The following is a 16,510-nucleotide window of genomic DNA, read 5'->3' as shown; positions in this document are numbered from 1 at the left end:
AATAGTTTTTAAATTGTTTAAAAATCAGTTGAATAGGGAGATTTAAGCTTTGTTACTGCAGGGGATAAATTAGAAAAGGGGGAGGAAGTTTTAAATAGCTGCAGCTGAAATTCCAATGTATAAATTTACAAAAATTATCTGGCTTAACAATTATAATAAGGTTTGGGCAGTATGCGTATTTAATTTTCGATAAATCGACTATTTCTTCATTGGTATGATCTTCATAAAAGAGCTGATCATCTATTATATAGACATTCTAAGGTTCTGTTTCATTTAGCAAATGAACTGTTCTTTTTAAATAGATTGAACATAGATGTTGTTTTATGCTGGTTAGCCTGTTTATTTCTTAAATATTTTTTTAAAAAAGGATTCTTTCTTTTGCGGTTTTAATCCAAGAAGTTCCCGATCAATTTCAATCTCATTTACCTCCGCATATCGCAACCATGCATTAAATTGCACTTCATTCGCTAATTCGGATGCTGTTCGATAATGATACAATAATTGCTTTACGGCATGTGGATAATTATTGATTTTCATTGCTTTTTCATAATAAGAGATTGCTTTTTTAGGGCTTATTTTTAATCCACCCAAACCTAATTCATACATGATCCCGTAATAAATCGCTGAAAATTCTTCCTCATAATCTTTTTTCAGCAGCGGTAAAACTTTTTTGTATTCTTCTTGCGTAAAATAGATGTCTGTTATTTTATCTGAATTAAACTGATAAAGTTTTTGTGCTTTCAAATAATAGTCAAGCGCTTTCTCATAGTCTTGATCGACAAACTCCCCATAATAATACAAATCACCCAAATTGGCCCAACCCAGTCCATTTTTCAATGTGCCGGCTTTGTTATATGCATCAATAGCTTTCGCTATATCTTGGTCACAGCCTATACCATTCTGGTAATGATAACCTAAATTATTCCAGGCATTTCTTTCTCCCAAAGCGGCGGCTTTTTTATACAATTCGATCGCTAAAGGCAAGTTCTCATGCGGATTATCTTCGGTATTGCTGTAGATAATTCCTAGTTCAGTCATCATTTGTGGATGATTGCGTGCTACACCTAGCTTGTAAACTTCTATACATTCTTCTATTTTGTCTGCTTTAAAGAGGTCTATTCCGAGTTGAAACAAACTTTCATCATCAAAATTATGAAAATAACCCAGGCCAATTTTTACTTTCCATTGCTCGTAAAATTTATTAAAATGAACTAAATCATGACCTCTTAAATTGTATTTACGATTATACAATTCCCCCATTTCTTTATCCATTATTTTTCTGATTTCTTTATTGGAATTCAGGCAAAAGAGTTCTTCATTTTGGTAGAGGAAAAGTTCATTAACATCCAGATTAATAGCTTCTGATATGTAATCGTAACCTGGACTTAGTTGATTGTTTTTTCCATCCCAGTAATGAACACCTGTTTTTTGATGTACACTTAAGAAATGTTTTTGCAGGTGCTCGATTTTAAGATAATCGGTATGAGGAGGAAGCAACCAACAATTGTTTTTAGCATCAAATATACCTTTGCCCTTGGAGGTTTCTATGATGTAGATATCCTGGAAGAAGTTTGCTAAATTATCGATCTTTATTTTTTGAATATCAAATTCTGGTAAATACAGTTTATGATTTGAGGCATCGAAAAGAAACCATTTTTCAGCTTTTCTATAAGCAAAAGATTGGTAACCTGATAAGGTAATTACCTGGTCTATTTCGGTGTCCAGCAGTTCACCATTGGGTTGAATAACCGTAGTCTTTTTCTGCCATTTATTTGTTTTTACATAGAAAAAATTATGAGGCAATGGTTGTAGCACATCCTCTATATATTCTCCTATAAAAACACCATTCGTATTAAAATATTTGCGTTTTGAAGATCCTTTGATTCTGATAAAGAACAGCTCTCTTCCTTCGAATTCAAATGGAGTTTCACTTTCTTCCTTAATGATTTGTTCATTTTTATGATTGATGAACTGGTAGTGATTATCTTTTTTAGCATTGAAATAATTTTCGAAAATAAATGCTAAATCTTCATAAACAGTCGGTATGAGCAATTGATTATCTGTGATGCTTAAAAGTCCTGATTTATTATTATTTGAGGAAACAATCCCTACTTTTTGCGTGAATTCATAATCGTAATTGGTAACCTCACCATAAAACATTTCAAACGCATCAAAAGCATTCTCGTAAACAGGAGGGGCCATTTCGGTTCCTTGTGAATTGAGGTAACCAAACTTGTTATCTTTTTGTATAACTGCAATGCCATCTATAAATTCAAATATTTCGTTATAAATAGCAGGGACAATGCAATTACCTTTCGCATCTTTTAGTCCTTGCAAGTTGTTTTCCTCAAAAATTTCGGTGTAGTTATGTTTGTAGATATCTTCATTCCAATAACCCAAGCCATAATTAATCCAATCAGTTTCTAATGCTTCTAAAAAGGTTTGATAACCGAAAGTCTTCAGTAGTTTTTGCAAAGGTGCCAGACTTTGTGACTTAATCGCTAATTTATATAGCTTAATCTGTTTTTGAATTTCAACCACCCATTCTTTAGCTTGTACTGAATGTTTCTCTTCATTCATGTTAAAAACATCAGTGCCATCAATCAAGAATCTGTCGTAAGGTAGTTCTTCCAAAACTGAAAATAGCTGGTTTACTGGTTCATAATAGGCTTTTTTGTAATGCAATTGGTATTCATCGGCCAACAAATTATAGAATTGCCTTAGCAAAACAATTCCTTGCTCACGATCTGCATAGAGTTGCGTTCCTTTCGCTTTAACATCGACTCCAAAAAGTGGTATTAGAAGTGGAGGCAATACATAGTTCCATTCGCCCAGATAGTTTGGGTAATTTTCTCCAGATGTAGAATCAATATTATATATGTAAATGCGGTGTGCCATTGTTATGAATAGGTGTTCACTATAATTATTAGTCCTCGAGCGGGCAAAGATAGGATATTCACTTTTTATAATATTAGCTGAAACTGGAGCCTTCAAGGGTATTTATACATTAAGTTTGATATCTATCAACCCAGAATTTCATGCAAAATTGATACCCTCTAAATGCAAAAATCCTGCTATCGTTAAGATAGCAGGATTTTGTACTTTTTGAGCGGAGAGCGAGGGATTCGAACCCCCGGACCTATGACAGTCAACAGTTTTCAAGACTGCCGCATTCGACCACTCTGCCAGCTCTCCGCGACAAAAGTACAAATACCATCCGGTTTTGCAAATTAAGATTTGCTTATTTTTCGATATTTTTAAGCTTGTTATTTGTCTTTTTTTAAAACAGTTTTGAACTCAGGTATTTAGAGTCTTAACTTCTTCCGATTTTTTTTCATTAGCAGAGAAAAATGTCTGTAATTAGTTATAGAAATCCTTTTTTTAGTGAGCCGTTTATTGTTCATCTCTATTTCAGCTGCCGATGGCGAGTTGCTTTTTAAGCTGTCTGATTTCATCCTGCATTGAACTCACCTTATCTAATAGATGTCTGATTGCATCAATGCCTTCTATATTAATCTGCAGATCATAATGAAAATGAATATATCGATCCATTTCCGGTAGCTGTTCAATGTGTATAAACCGTTCCTGATTGATATCTGTTAATATAATGATGCCAGACTCTTCTAACGAATTGATAAATGATGGTTCAATATCGTATTTTATGCAGTATTCTGTAATTGCGATTAAATCTCTTCCCATGATTTCTGTTCTTTAAGAAAGTTTCTGTAATTCTTCAAATAATCCCTTTTGCTTGCTGCTTAATTCTGTAGGTACTTTTACAGTATATGTGACAAACAAGTTGCCGAAATGGTCATCCTTTTTATATACTGGGAAGCCTTTGTTTTTAAGTCTGACTTTAGTGCCGTTTTGAGTTCCGGGATTAACTTTAAGTTTTACTTTACCATCTAACGTGTCAACTGTTGCTTCACCGCCCAGAACTGCTGTATAAAGGTCTATCTCCTTATTAATATATACATCATCATTTAATCTTTTAAAAACTGGATGTTCTGCAATATTAAAGGTGATGTAAAGATCGCCATTTGGTCCTCCATTCTGGCCAGGGCCTCCTTGTCCACTTAGTTTGATAATTTGACCATCTGCTATACCAGCAGGAATAGTAATACGGAGGTTCTTACCGTTTACCGTTAAAGTTTGTTTATGTGTATGATAAGCATCAAGTAGATTTAGCTTTAATTCGGCTTGATAATCGTGTCCTTTATATTTTGCTTGCCCACGACTTTGTCTACCCCTGGTGGAACCAAACATCGACTCAAAGAACTCAGAAAAATCGCCACCTTCGAAATCTCCACCAAAATCCCCAGATGTATAAGTACGGGATGAACCACCAAATGGGTTTCCAGCGCCTTGATAGCTATGTTGGCCTTGAGATTGTTTTTGCTTCTCAAATTGATCCGCATTTTTCCAATGCTCGCCATACTCATCGTATTTCTTGCGCTTTTCAGGATCACTCAAAGCTTCATTTGCCTCGTTAATCTGTTGAAATTGCTTATTGGCTTCTTTATCGTTCGGGTTCAGATCGGGATGGTACTTCCTTGCCAGTTTTCTATAGGCTTTTTTGATATCGTCCTGGGAAGCTGTTTTATCAATTCCCAAAGTTTTATAATAATCTATAAATGCCATGTATGTTTTCTTTAGCTATTACAATTTAATAATAAAAAATAACATAAAATGATTGTCTTACTTTGATTTTCCTGTTTTCTTAATGCAGATGTCCAGAAAATGATCGATGCCTGTTGTGGCATAACCCAAAAGCCTTGAATTTTCACCAAGCTCCGACGAGATAATTGTTGTCCGCTCTCTGATCTGGGTCATGCAGTAAGTATTGATTGCCTGTTGCATCGGTAGGGTGATGTATTGCTTTGCCTCCGCAATTTTTCCACTTAAAATGATCAGCTCCGGGTTAAAGAGCTGGATCAACATTGCAATTCCTTTTCCCATATAGGTTCCGATATTAGAGAGCAACTGAATGGCATATTGATCACCTTTATTTGCTGCCTCGATGATTACAGCTGGATCAATTCTTTGTAGCTCTTCTTTGCTTAGCTTGTTCAACATAGAGTTTTTGCCTGAGAGAATACCGTCTTTTGCCATTTCGGATAAAGCATTACCTGAGGCGATAGTTTCCAGGCAGCCGTGCTTGCCGCAATAACATAAGGCTCCGTTCTCTACAAAAGGGATGTGCCCAAGCTCGCCGGAAAAACCACAGGCACCTTTCCTTAATTTACCGTCCATAATAATTCCCAGTCCGACACCCATGTCCATCAATAGGATCAAGACATTTTGTTTACCTTTTGCCATCCCATGCGTAAATTCTGCCATTGACGATCCATTTACATCATTTTGGATTACAACAGGAAGTTTTAGCATTTTTTCAAATTCAGATGTTAAGCAAGTGTCTTCTGTATCGCTAAGAAAATAACTATAGCTCCTGCCTTTTTCAGAATCAATCAAACCAGGCATACCCACGCTGCAGCCGATTAGTTGGTCGACACTTATGTTATGCTCTTTTAAAATGTCGTCAATATGACTGCTTAAAATATTGAAGAAATCTGATCCTGTGCTTTTTGAGATCGGCAAGGAGATAGTTTGGGCCTCAACAACATAATTGTAATTGTTATCTATTATAGCTATTTTGGTGTGAAATAACGCAATGTCAATGCAAATGATCAGGATTTTTTTATCCACTAAACTATACAAATCTGGTTTCCTGCCACCAATAGATACTCCATAACCTTTCTTTTCTATCCAGCCTTCGTCCATTAAACTGGTGATCAGTTTTAAAATACTAGGTGTACTCATGTTCATGGTGTGACATAAAGTAGAAATTGAGCATGGACCTGAGTTAAAAAGATGTTTGACCAACTGATATTTGTGGGCAAGCTGTTTTTTATTCGTTTCTTTAATTATGTTATTTAATAGATGAAGGTTCATTGGTTTAATTGCTCTATTTTGTTAAATGTAGGAAACTTATATTAAAAAATCATTAAAGTATTTTTAATACGTAAATAATTAAAGTATGTTTTGTGATTTTGACAATTTCTACCTAATATTAACCATGCAAATTTTCGATGTGATGATGTTGGAGAGTGCATGATTGATGAATTTCAACACAAGCTGATATGAAACCTGAAGAACCAAAACAACCGAGCTCTAGAAGAGAGTTTATTAAGAAAACCGCGATAGGATTGGCCGCATTTACTATTGTTCCCCGACATGTATTGGGTGGACAAGGATTTCTTGCGCCAAGCGATAAGTTGACCAAAGCTGTAATTGGCGTTGGTGGAATGGGCAGAGGCCATTTTCCTTATGAGGGAACACAAGTAGTTGCTATTTGTGATGTTGATAAAAGACATATTGCCAAATCATTACCAATGTTAGATAAAGGCGTTAAAACCTTTAGTGATTACAGGGAAATGATTAAACTTCCTGAAGTGGATATTGTACACATTGCGACACCACCGCATTGGCATGGTATTATGGCTGTTGATGCTGCAAATGCCGGAAAAGATATTTGGTGTGAAAAACCAATGACCCACACTATTGGTGAAGGAAAAAGAGTAATGGAAGCAGTTAAAGCGAATGGACGTATGTTCAGACTCAATACCTGGTTCAGATTTAAAGATAATTTTTATGGTTTAGGTACTACAGTTAAACCTGTTAAGAAATTAGTTGATAGTGGTTTGTTAGGATGGCCTTTAAAGGTTACTGTAAGCAGACACACAGGCTATGATTGGAAGTTTTTCTGGGTAGGAAAAGACAATTTACCTCCTGAGCCAGTTCCAGCTGAACTAGATTACGATATGTGGTTAGGCCCGGCACCTTACAAACCTTATAGCACACACCGTGTACACCAGACTTTCCGTGGATATTGGGATTATGATGGTGGTGGATTAAGTGATATGGGACAACATTACTTGGATCCAATTCAGTATTTCCTTGGTAAAGATGATACCAACCCAATCTCAGTAGAAATTGATGCACCTCAGCAACATACTGATGCAGTAGGTATTTGGAGAAGAATAACTTATACTTATGCAGATGGTTGCCAGATTATTTTAGATGGAGAAGCTAAAGATGCTAATGTTCCTTACATTGAAGGACCAAAAGGAAAACTTTATCCAGGCTTTAAATCGGATATCCCTGATTTGGAGCGTAAACTAGCTGCTTTCCCAGATCCGGCACCACAAATGACAAATTTCTCTGAGTCTGTTAGAACCAGACAAACTTTTGCATTAAATGAGCAGAACGGACACCGCTCATGTAATATTATCAACATTGGACTAGCTGCTTTACGTTTAGGCCGCAACCTAAAATTTGATCCGGTTAAACAAGAGTTTATCGATGATGAAGGTGCGAACAGATTGATTAATCCGGTTATGCGTGCACCTTTCACCATTTAATTTTCATTTCTTAAAATAATTTTAATAAAACACTTTATCCACACGATAATGATAAAAAAGATATTATTTATTCTGCTTGCAGTTGTTCTGTTACAAGGCAACGTTTTTGCACAGGATAAAACAGACCAGCGTACCGTAACTACACGTATAGCAGATTTGTTGGCTACTTTACCTGCCTCAGACGCTAAACAGTTAAAACGAAGCATGCAGGAAATTGCGCTCTTAGGAGAGGATGGTTACATCACTCTAATTAGTGGTTTAACTGCTCCCGGAAAAGGAAATAATGCATTATTAGAATATGCAATTGGTGGTTTTTCAGGTTATGTAACACAACCGGGACAAGAAGCCTGGAGAAAAATGAGCGTAAGTGCATATAGTAAGGCATTGAGTAAATTGTCTGATCCGAATAATAAGTCATTTATTCTTGCTCAGTTAGAGTTGGTTGGTAATAATGATGCAGTTGCTTCAATACAACCTTATTTAACAAATGCTCAATTGGCAGATCCTGCAGTAAGAGCATTGGTGAAAATTAATACTCCTGCAGCTAATGCAGCTATGCTAAGTGCATTGAGTAAAGCGAATGGTGCTGCAAAACTTTCTATAGTAGAAGGATTGGGTGATACACGTCATAAACCTGCTGCAAGTGCTATTGCTGCATTAACTACAGGTAACAATGATCTTGCTAAAATGGCTATGTATGCATTGGCAAAGATTGCTGACCCAGCTTCGGAAAGCGCTTTTGCTGCTGCTGTAGAAAAAAGCGGTTATAAATATGAAAAAACAGATGCTGTTGCTTCATATGTGCGTTATGCAGAGCAATTGATGGCAAATGGTCAGAAAGATGCTGCAAATAACATCGCAAAGAAACTGTTAACGAAGGCTACTGCTGATGATCAGGTACATATTCGTACTGCTGCCTTGAAATTGGTTTCTCAATTTAGTCAGGCGCAAAGTAATGAGTACTTACTTGGTGCATTGAATGATAAGCAATTTGAATATCGTGCTGCAGCAATGAAATTGGCATTAGTAAACATTACTCCAGAAACAGCAGCTCAATGGGCTAAGAAAGTTGGTAAAGCTGAGCCTGCAACACAGGTTGCTATATTGGGTATGCTTGGAGATAGCAAAATGAAATCGGTACTTCCTACTATTACCAAATTATTTAAAAGTAAAGATGCTGGAGTGAAAGCTGCAGCAATTGATGCAGCTGGTAAATTAGGTGGTGAAGAGGTACTTCCTAGCTTACTTAAAACAATGAGCAAAGGTACTGCTGCAGATATTGAAGCTACTTCTGGAACAATCTCAAGAATGAATGGTGCTGGAATTCCAGCTACTGTTGCTGCTTTTATTTCTAAAGCAAAACCTGAAGTTCAGGTAGCTTTGATCAATGTATTAGCTGCAAGAGCTGCAAATGCTCAGTTAGGTACAATTACTACTCAGTTGAAAAGTAAAAATCCTGAGGTTAAAAAAGCTGCATTTTCTGCACTGAAAGAAACTGTAACAAGCGAAAACCTTCCTCAGTTGTTTACTTTGCTAAATGAAACAACAGATCAGGGAGAATTGGTAAAAGTTCAGGATGCAATTATTGCAGCTATAAAAGGAACTAAAAACAATAGTCAGCAAGTAGATATGGTGCTACAACAAATGGCATCTTCATCTGGTGATAAAAAAGATTTATACTATAAAATATTAGCTAGCTTAGGTGGTAATAAATCATTAAAAGCAGTTTCTGAAGCATTTGCTACTGGTAATGAAACAACTAAAAAAGCAGCTATTACTGCGCTTTCTTCATGGAGCAATGCAGGTGCTAAAGATGAGTTGATTAAAATTGCTCGTCAGCCTGCTAATTCTGCTTATTTAAATCAGGCAGTTGATGGTTACTTACGTTTAGTAAGAGCTTCAAAATATCAGCCAGAGCAAAGGCTATTGTTATTGCGTGAAGCAATGGCTGTAGCAAAAACTCCTGCTCAGCAAAAACAGATATTAAAGGATATGGAATCTGCAAAATGCTTAAATTCTTTATTGTTTGCTGGCAGATATCTGGATAATCCAACTTTACAACAAGCAGCAGCTAATGCAGTAATGAACATTGCTCTTGCAGATAAATCATACAATGGTGATATCGTAAAAGGCTTGATCAATAAAACAATCTCTACTATCAAAGGTGCAGATAGTGAATATCAGATTGAGGCTATGCGTAAGTATTTAGCTGAAATGAGAGCTGGAGAAGGCTTTGTATCTATGTACAATGGTAAAGACCTTACAGGTTGGAAAGGCTTAGTGGGAGATCCATTGAAAAGAGCTAAGATGGATGCTAAAACATTGGCTGAAGCGCAAGCGAAAGCTGATGCTGAAGCACTTAAAAGCTGGGTTCCTGTAAATGGTGAACTTCAGTTTATGAGTCATGGCAATAACCTGGCTACTGTTAAAAAGTATGGCGATTTCGAAATGCTGGTAGACTGGAAAATCATTGATGATAAAAAAGGTGAAGGTGATGCTGGTATTTATCTGCGTGGTACTCCTCAGGTACAAATCTGGGATCTTGCACGTACTAAAGTAGGTGCGCAGGTGGGTTCTGGTGGTTTGTATAACAATAAGGTACATCCAAGCAAACCTTTAAAAGTTGCTGATAATAAACTTGATGAGTGGAATACATTCCGCATTAAAATGATCGGTGACCGCGTAACTGTTTATTTGAATGGTGTATTGGTTACAGATAATGTAATCCTTGAGAACTTCTGGGACAGGACTTTACCAATTTTTGCTGAAGAGCAGATTGAGTTACAGGCACATGGTTCGCCAGTTGCTTACCGCGATATCTACATCAGAGAAATTCCTCGTCCAAAGCCATTTGAGCTAAGTGCACAGGAAAAGAAAGAAGGTTATAAAGTATTGTTTGATGGTACCAATATGCACAACTGGACTGGTAACACGACTGATTATGTTATTGAAAATGGAAACATTTCAATCCGTCCGAAGCCAGGTAAAGGATCAGGTGGTAATTTGTTCACGAAAGAAGAATACAGCGATTTTATATTCCGTTTCGAGTTTCAATTAACACCAGGTGCAAATAATGGTTTGGGTATCAGGGCTCCTTTAACTGGTGATGCTGCATATCAGGGTACAGAATTACAGATTTTAGATAATGATGCACCAATTTATAGTAAACTACATGTTTATCAGTATCATGGTTCTGCTTATGGAATTGCTGCTGCAAAAAGAGGCTTCCTTAAGCCTGTTGGTGAGTGGAATTATCAGGAAGTAATTGTAAAAGGTCCAAAGATTAAGGTAATCCTTAATGGTACAACAATTCTTGATACTGACATTACTGAGGCTAGGGAGAAAGGAACTTTAGATGGTAAAGCTCACCCTGGATTAAAACGTGATAGCGGTCATATTGGCTTCCTTGGACATGGTTCTCCTGTACAATTCAAAAACATCAGGATTAAAGACCTTAGTAAAAAGAAGTAATTTATATATTGGATTTAAAGGAATAGGATAAAAAATGGATGAAAATAAAGATTCAACGGTAAGTAATTCGAGAAGAAACTTTATTAAAACCAGTGCACTTGCTGCTGCAGGATTTATGATTGTTCCACGCCATGTTTTGGGCGGCAAAGGTTTTTTAGCACCTAGCGACCGCCTAATGGTTGCTGGTGTAGGTGTTGGTGGAAAGGGTGAAAGTAATCTTGCCAAAATTTATAATGGTGGTAAATCTGAAATTGCATTTTTATGTGATGTAGATGAGAGAAGAGCTGCCAACTCTGTAAAAAACTTCCCTAAAGCGAAGTTCTATAAAGATTACAGGGAAATGCTGGAAAAGGATGGCAAAAACATTGATGGGGTAGTAGTTTCTACCCCTGATCATAACCATGCTATGATTGCGATGGCAGCGATGCAGCTTGGGAAACATGTTTATGTAGAAAAACCATTATCGCACGATATTTATGAGGCCCGTAAATTAACTGAAGCGGCAAACCGTTATCAGGTAGTTACGCAAATGGGAAACCAAGGTGCTTCTGGTGATGGTGTAAGACAGTTACAGGAATGGTATGATGCAGGTGTAATTGGTAAAGTACATACTGTATATTGCTGGACCGACCGTCCTTCCTGGCCACAAGGTATTTTATGGCCTTCAACTAATGGTGAAGTGCCTAAAGAACTGGACTGGGATCTTTGGTTGGGTAGTGCTCCGTATAAACCTTACATTGAAAAACTAGTTCCCTTTAACTGGAGGGGATGGTGGGATTACGGCACAGGTGCGATAGGTGATATGGGTTGCCATTTGGTTGAACCACCTTTCAAAGTTTTAGATCTTGATACACCTATTGATGTACAATGCAGTGTAGGTAGTATTTATGTAGACGAGTTTAAAAGAGGTTATTTCCCAGATAGTTGTCCACCTTCTAGTCATGTGATTATGACCTTTGCGAAAACTAAAAAGACTAAGGGTGAGGTGAAGATTCACTGGATGGATGGTGGGATTAAACCCGCTCGTCCGGAAGAACTTGGTCCTAATGAGGCTTTTGGTACAAATGGAGTAATCTTTGAAGGTACAAAAGGAAAGATGATGTGCGGTGTTTATGGTGCTAATCCAAAATTGCTTCCATTGTCGCGCAATAATGAGGTTCATACCAAACAAAAAATTGAGCGTATAAAAGGTGGTGTTGACGGGCATTACTGGCAATGGGCAGAAGCCTCTATTGCTGGATATGGCAAGATGGAATTGAGCTCACCTTTTGAAATTGCCGGACCGCTTACGGAAACACTATTGATTGCTAACCTGGCAATTAGAGGTACAGATGTACAGCGTCCTAAAGCAAATGGTAAAGGATTCGATTACCCAGGTAGAGATATTAAGCTACTTTGGGACAAAGAAAACCTCCGGGTAACAAATTTTGATGATGTGAATCAATTTGTGAAACGTGAATACCGTAGTGGTTGGAGTTTAGGCGTATAACAGATTAAACTTTGTTACTATAAAAAAAGCTGATCGTCATGATCAGCTTTTTTTTTTTGGAACATTATTCTTATTGTAGATCATAAAAACGATATGGAAAAAATTATATATGGTGAATTAATCAAAATACTGCGTTAAACTCAGTATTTTTTTTAAGCAAGGTGAATGCCATTTATCCTCTTGAACTTTGGCTCATATTATTGAGTTTATATGCAGCAATTTAGAGTGTCACCTTCAATTACCCGAAGAGATTCGAATTCTATTGAAAGATATTTGAATGAAATTGGCAAAATCAGGATTTTGACTATTGAAGAGGAAGTTATATTGGTTTTACGGATCAAGGCTGGTGAAGAATCAGCCATGGAGGAGTTAATCAGGCGTAATCTACGCTTTGTGGTATCTGTCGCTAAAAAATACCAGGATAGAGGACTGAAGCTGGCAGATCTGATCAGTGAAGGAAATATTGGTTTAATAAAAGCTGCCAGGCGGTTTGATGGCAGTAGGGGATTTAAATTTATTTCTTTTGCGGTATGGTGGATCAGGCAATCGATTTTGATGGCAATAGCGGATCAAAAGCGACTGGTTCGTTTACCGGGGAGCCAGGTTGTTCAGATCAATAGAATTAATAGAGCCTTCGTGTCTTTAGAGCAACAGCTGGAACGTGCGCCTACTTATCAGGAAATTGCTGAGCACACTTCGCTTGAAGCGAAGCAGGTAGCTTATTTTATGGATAATTCACTTTTAGCTTTTTCCCTGGATAATATTGTTCAGGAAGGTTCGAGTTTTACATTAATGGATACCTTGAATGATCAGAATATACCAGGTAGTGATCACCTTACGAGTAAGACTTCATTGTCTGTGGATTTGAACCGGGCATTAGGTATTTTGCCAGAAAGAGAACAATTAATCCTGATGATGTTTTATGGCATAAACGGATATGAAAAAACGAGTTTAGATGATATGGTTCCTTTTCTTAATATAGGTAGAGAAAGGATCAGACAACTGAAAGATAAAGCTCATCGGACACTTAGTGAAAAATGCAACCATTTTTTAGGAGAATATTACTTCAATGAAGAGCAAAAGTAAGCTCTGGATGATGGCACGAATGATTAGGCCTAAAATAAAAAGCAGTTTGTTGTTAAAAAATCATTTGGTGAAAATCCAATAATTATTAACTTTAGAGCGTTATATCATATATTTAAAAATCTTAAACGAAAGAAAAACATGGAAAAATTTTCAAAATTAAAAGAGCTAATCGCTGGTGTTGAGGCTGATGCAGACAAGTTTTATAATTCAGGTAACGGTGCAGCTGGTACAAGAGTACGTAAAGCAATGCAAGATTTAAAAGGCCTTGCTCAGGAAATCCGCACTGAAATAACAGAAAAAAAGAACGCAAAGTAATATTCTTTGATTATTTTTAAGAAGGTCCCGGTAGTATCGGGACCTTTCTTGTTTATACCAAATGGATCAGACAGAAAAAAAACAGCACCGTAAGATCATTCATATCGATATGGATTCATTTTATGCTTCTGTAGAACAGCGTGATCGTCCTGATTTATTTGGGAAAGCCATTGCTGTGGGTGGATCTCCGGAAGGAAGAGGAGGTGTTGTGGCTACAGCAAGCTATGAAGCTCGTAAGTATGGCGTACGCTCTGCAATGTCGTCTAAGCAAGCCTTAAAGTTATGTCCGCACTTAATCTTTGTCGCACCAAGGTTTGCCGCCTATAAAGAAGTTTCTAGAAAGATAAGAGAGATCTTTAGTCGCTATACTGATCTTATACAGCCACTGTCATTAGATGAAGCCTATCTGGATGTGACCAACGATAAACTGGGCATTGGTTCTGCGATTGATATTGCCAGGAAAATCAAACAAGCAATAAAAGATGAGTTGAACCTTACTGCATCTGCGGGAGTGTCGGTAAATAAGTTTGTAGCTAAAATAGCTTCAGATATGAATAAGCCTGACGGATTGACTTTTATTGGCCCCTCTAAAATTGAAAAGTTTATAGAACAGTTGCCGGTAGAAAAGTTTTATGGAGTTGGGAAGGTAACGGCAGAGAAAATGAAAGTGAGGGGACTGCACTTTGGATCTGATTTGAAGAAGCTATCTGAAGCAGAACTGGCTAATTTATTTGGAAAGAGTGGTCGCTTCTTTTATAAAATTGTGCGTGGAATAGACAATAGACCTGTTGAACCTAATCAGGAAACTAAATCTATAGGTGCAGAAGATACATTTTCGTACGATCTGATTGATCTAAATGAGATGAAACCAGAGATTGAAAAACTAGCGATCATAGTGTTTAACAGGATGAAATCTTATCACTTATCGGGACGTACAGTAACATTGAAGGTTAAGTTTAGCGATTTTAAGCAAATTACCAGAAGTAAATCATTTGCTGAAGGAGTTATATTGCAAGAGCATATTACAGATATAGCTAAAATTTTATTGGATGGAATTGATTTTAAAGAGAAAAGCGTTAGGTTGCTTGGCGTTTCTGTATCAAATTTCGACAAATCATCAGGAAATGAGGGGGAGGTTCATCAACCAAGATTATTTCCCTGACCAAATACGCTTTTTTAATTTACCTTTGTCGGTCAGAGATAAGATTATGGGGTTGCCAATGCGTATTACATATAAAGATTCAGATTACATTTATGAGATTTTAAATGATTCTGTAATCAATAAAGAAACAACAGAACTTCGTATTGGTTTTGATGGTCAGGAGATTGTTTTAGCAAAGAATGATAAAGGTGTTTGGGTTCAGAATGATGGAGGAGTAAAACTAGAGCCGGAACTTGCTCAAGCGCTTGGCAGATCTGTTTCCCTGAGATTCAGGATGTAGTCGTTGATCAGCTATAAATATTAATAATATTTTTTTCATAAAATGGTTAGAATACACTAAATTGTATAGTGTTATCCTGTGGGTAGCAATTAACAATTAAGGAACCTGATTATTTAAAAGACCATGAAAAAATTATTATCACTTATCGCTATCCTTGGTTTATGTGTAAACCTAAGCATTGCGCAAACTGCTGCGGTATCTACCGCTAAAAAGGAAACTGCCAAAGCTAAGGCTGACGCTAAAAAAGACGCTGCTAAAGTTAAAGCCGATGCAAAGAAAGCTGAGGATAAAGCTAAGGCAACAGGTGTAAAACTTAAAAAGGATGGTACTCCTGATAGGCGCTATGCCAATACACAAGAAGCCGCAAAATCGACTGCCAAAGAAGTAAAAACAACTACTAAAAAAACAGTAGCAAAAGAGGCTACTGCAGCTCCTGGACTTAAAAAAGACGGGACTCCTGATAAGCGTTATACAGCGAATAAGGAAAAAGTTGAAGCCCCTGTAAAGGCTGCGAAAAAAGAAGCAACTACTGTTAAGACGCAAACTAAAGCTACGACTGTTGCTGTAAAGGATTATAAGCCTACGGTAGACAGAAGCTTAAAAGGGCCTAATGGTGAGCAAATCTTAACAGGACCACGGGGAGGTAAATATTACATCAATAAAAATGGTAATAAAACTTACATAAAAAGAGAAGCTGAATAGTTTTTTCTTTATTAATGGATAAAAGGGTTGGAAAAATGTTTCAACCCTTTTGTATTTTATCGTATTTTACAAAATAAAAACACCATTATGTCAAACAGCCAGATTACCGCAGTTACAGAATTAGATAGATCTCATTATAAGACAAAAGTATATTCAGGAGGACATTTTATTTATGCTGACGAACCTACAGATGTTGGAGGTACAGATGAGGGGATGCCTCCGGCCGCGCTATTGTTAGCAAGCCTGGGTAGTTGTACTGCTATCACTATTAGAATGTATGCAGACAGGAAGAATTATAATCTGGATAGCATTAAAATAGATCTTGCAATTTGTAAAGAAGAGGAGATGAATAAGGATACTACGATAACCAGGAAAATTGAATTTACTGGAGATCTGACAGAGGATGAACGTCAGCGTTTATTTGTGATCGCAGATAAATGCCCAATACATAAAATGCTAAGTAATCCTATAAAGATTGTAACTAGTTAGATTATATTTTTTTGACATCGGTTGGGCACAAAAATATTCATGAATTAAATGTTAAATATAAATATGCTAAAATTATTAGCATATTTGTGTGTTCA

Annotated in this window: 13 protein-coding genes and 1 tRNA gene; 9 read left to right on the top strand and 5 right to left on the bottom strand. The window is 36.8% G+C overall.

All coding sequences use genetic code 11. The features are described 5' to 3' along the window. Positions 1-339: 339 nt before the first annotated feature. From ABDJ41_RS07525 to ABDJ41_RS07505, 5 genes are all read right to left on the bottom strand, one after another. Positions 340-2,898 (bottom strand): SEL1-like repeat protein, encoded by a 2,559-nt coding sequence (locus ABDJ41_RS07525; protein ID WP_349785271.1) that lies wholly within the window; start codon positions 2,896-2,898, stop codon positions 340-342. A 212-nt stretch (positions 2,899-3,110) separates the two neighbouring features. Continuing rightward, positions 3,111-3,195: transfer RNA gene (locus tag ABDJ41_RS07520), tRNA-Ser, on the bottom strand. Positions 3,196-3,411: 216 nt separating this feature from the next. Further along, entirely contained in the window at positions 3,412-3,699 is a 288-nt protein-coding gene (locus tag ABDJ41_RS07515; protein ID WP_349785270.1) for a chaperone modulator CbpM, read from the bottom strand. Between the two features lie 12 nt (positions 3,700-3,711). Beyond that, positions 3,712-4,641: a DnaJ C-terminal domain-containing protein gene (locus tag ABDJ41_RS07510; RefSeq protein WP_349785269.1), complete on the bottom strand. Its 930-nt coding sequence runs from the start codon at positions 4,639-4,641 to the stop codon at positions 3,712-3,714. Positions 4,642-4,698: 57 nt separating this feature from the next. Then, the gene (locus ABDJ41_RS07505) at positions 4,699-5,820 is read right to left on the bottom strand and encodes an ROK family protein (RefSeq protein ID WP_349785268.1); all 1,122 of its coding nucleotides are present in this window, start codon (positions 5,818-5,820) and stop codon (positions 4,699-4,701) included. Positions 5,821-6,140: 320 nt separating this feature from the next. Between ABDJ41_RS07505 and ABDJ41_RS07500 the strand changes: the two genes are divergently transcribed. The 9 genes from ABDJ41_RS07500 to ABDJ41_RS07460 all read left to right on the top strand — a co-directional run bounded on the left by ABDJ41_RS07500 (position 6,141) and on the right by ABDJ41_RS07460 (position 16,415). After that, positions 6,141-7,421 carry a Gfo/Idh/MocA family oxidoreductase gene (locus ABDJ41_RS07500; RefSeq protein ID WP_349785267.1) on the top strand — a complete coding sequence of 427 codons (1,281 nt, stop codon included), beginning with the start codon at positions 6,141-6,143 and terminating at the stop codon, positions 7,419-7,421. 48 nt (positions 7,422-7,469) lie between these two features. Further along, positions 7,470-10,892 carry a DUF1080 domain-containing protein gene (locus tag ABDJ41_RS07495; RefSeq protein ID WP_349785266.1) on the top strand — a complete coding sequence of 1,141 codons (3,423 nt, stop codon included), beginning with the start codon at positions 7,470-7,472 and terminating at the stop codon, positions 10,890-10,892. A 34-nt stretch (positions 10,893-10,926) separates the two neighbouring features. After that, entirely contained in the window at positions 10,927-12,381 is a 1,455-nt protein-coding gene (locus ABDJ41_RS07490) for a Gfo/Idh/MocA family protein (protein WP_349785264.1), read from the top strand. A gap of 210 nt (positions 12,382-12,591) precedes the next feature. Continuing rightward, complete coding sequence (locus ABDJ41_RS07485; protein ID WP_349785263.1) at positions 12,592-13,467, top strand: sigma-70 family RNA polymerase sigma factor; 876 nt, start codon at positions 12,592-12,594, stop codon at positions 13,465-13,467. Between the two features lie 138 nt (positions 13,468-13,605). Continuing rightward, the gene (locus ABDJ41_RS07480; RefSeq protein ID WP_349785262.1) at positions 13,606-13,782 is read left to right on the top strand and encodes a BF3379 family histone-like protein; all 177 of its coding nucleotides are present in this window, start codon (positions 13,606-13,608) and stop codon (positions 13,780-13,782) included. 61 nt (positions 13,783-13,843) lie between these two features. Continuing rightward, positions 13,844-14,944: a DNA polymerase IV gene (gene dinB / locus ABDJ41_RS07475; RefSeq protein WP_349785261.1), complete on the top strand. Its 1,101-nt coding sequence runs from the start codon at positions 13,844-13,846 to the stop codon at positions 14,942-14,944. A 58-nt stretch (positions 14,945-15,002) separates the two neighbouring features. Beyond that, positions 15,003-15,224 carry a hypothetical protein gene (locus tag ABDJ41_RS07470; protein WP_349785260.1) on the top strand — a complete coding sequence of 74 codons (222 nt, stop codon included), beginning with the start codon at positions 15,003-15,005 and terminating at the stop codon, positions 15,222-15,224. Between the two features lie 123 nt (positions 15,225-15,347). Continuing rightward, complete coding sequence (locus ABDJ41_RS07465) at positions 15,348-15,926, top strand: hypothetical protein (protein WP_349785259.1); 579 nt, start codon at positions 15,348-15,350, stop codon at positions 15,924-15,926. Between the two features lie 87 nt (positions 15,927-16,013). Beyond that, positions 16,014-16,415: an OsmC family protein gene (locus ABDJ41_RS07460; protein WP_349785258.1), complete on the top strand. Its 402-nt coding sequence runs from the start codon at positions 16,014-16,016 to the stop codon at positions 16,413-16,415. Positions 16,416-16,510: the final 95 nt, after the last annotated feature.

This window comes from Pedobacter sp. ASV1-7 (assembly GCF_040203335.1).
GTDB lineage: Bacteria > Bacteroidota > Bacteroidia > Sphingobacteriales > Sphingobacteriaceae > Pedobacter.
Note: the sequence above shows the minus strand (reverse complement) of the source record. Positions and strands in the feature narration are given on the sequence as shown.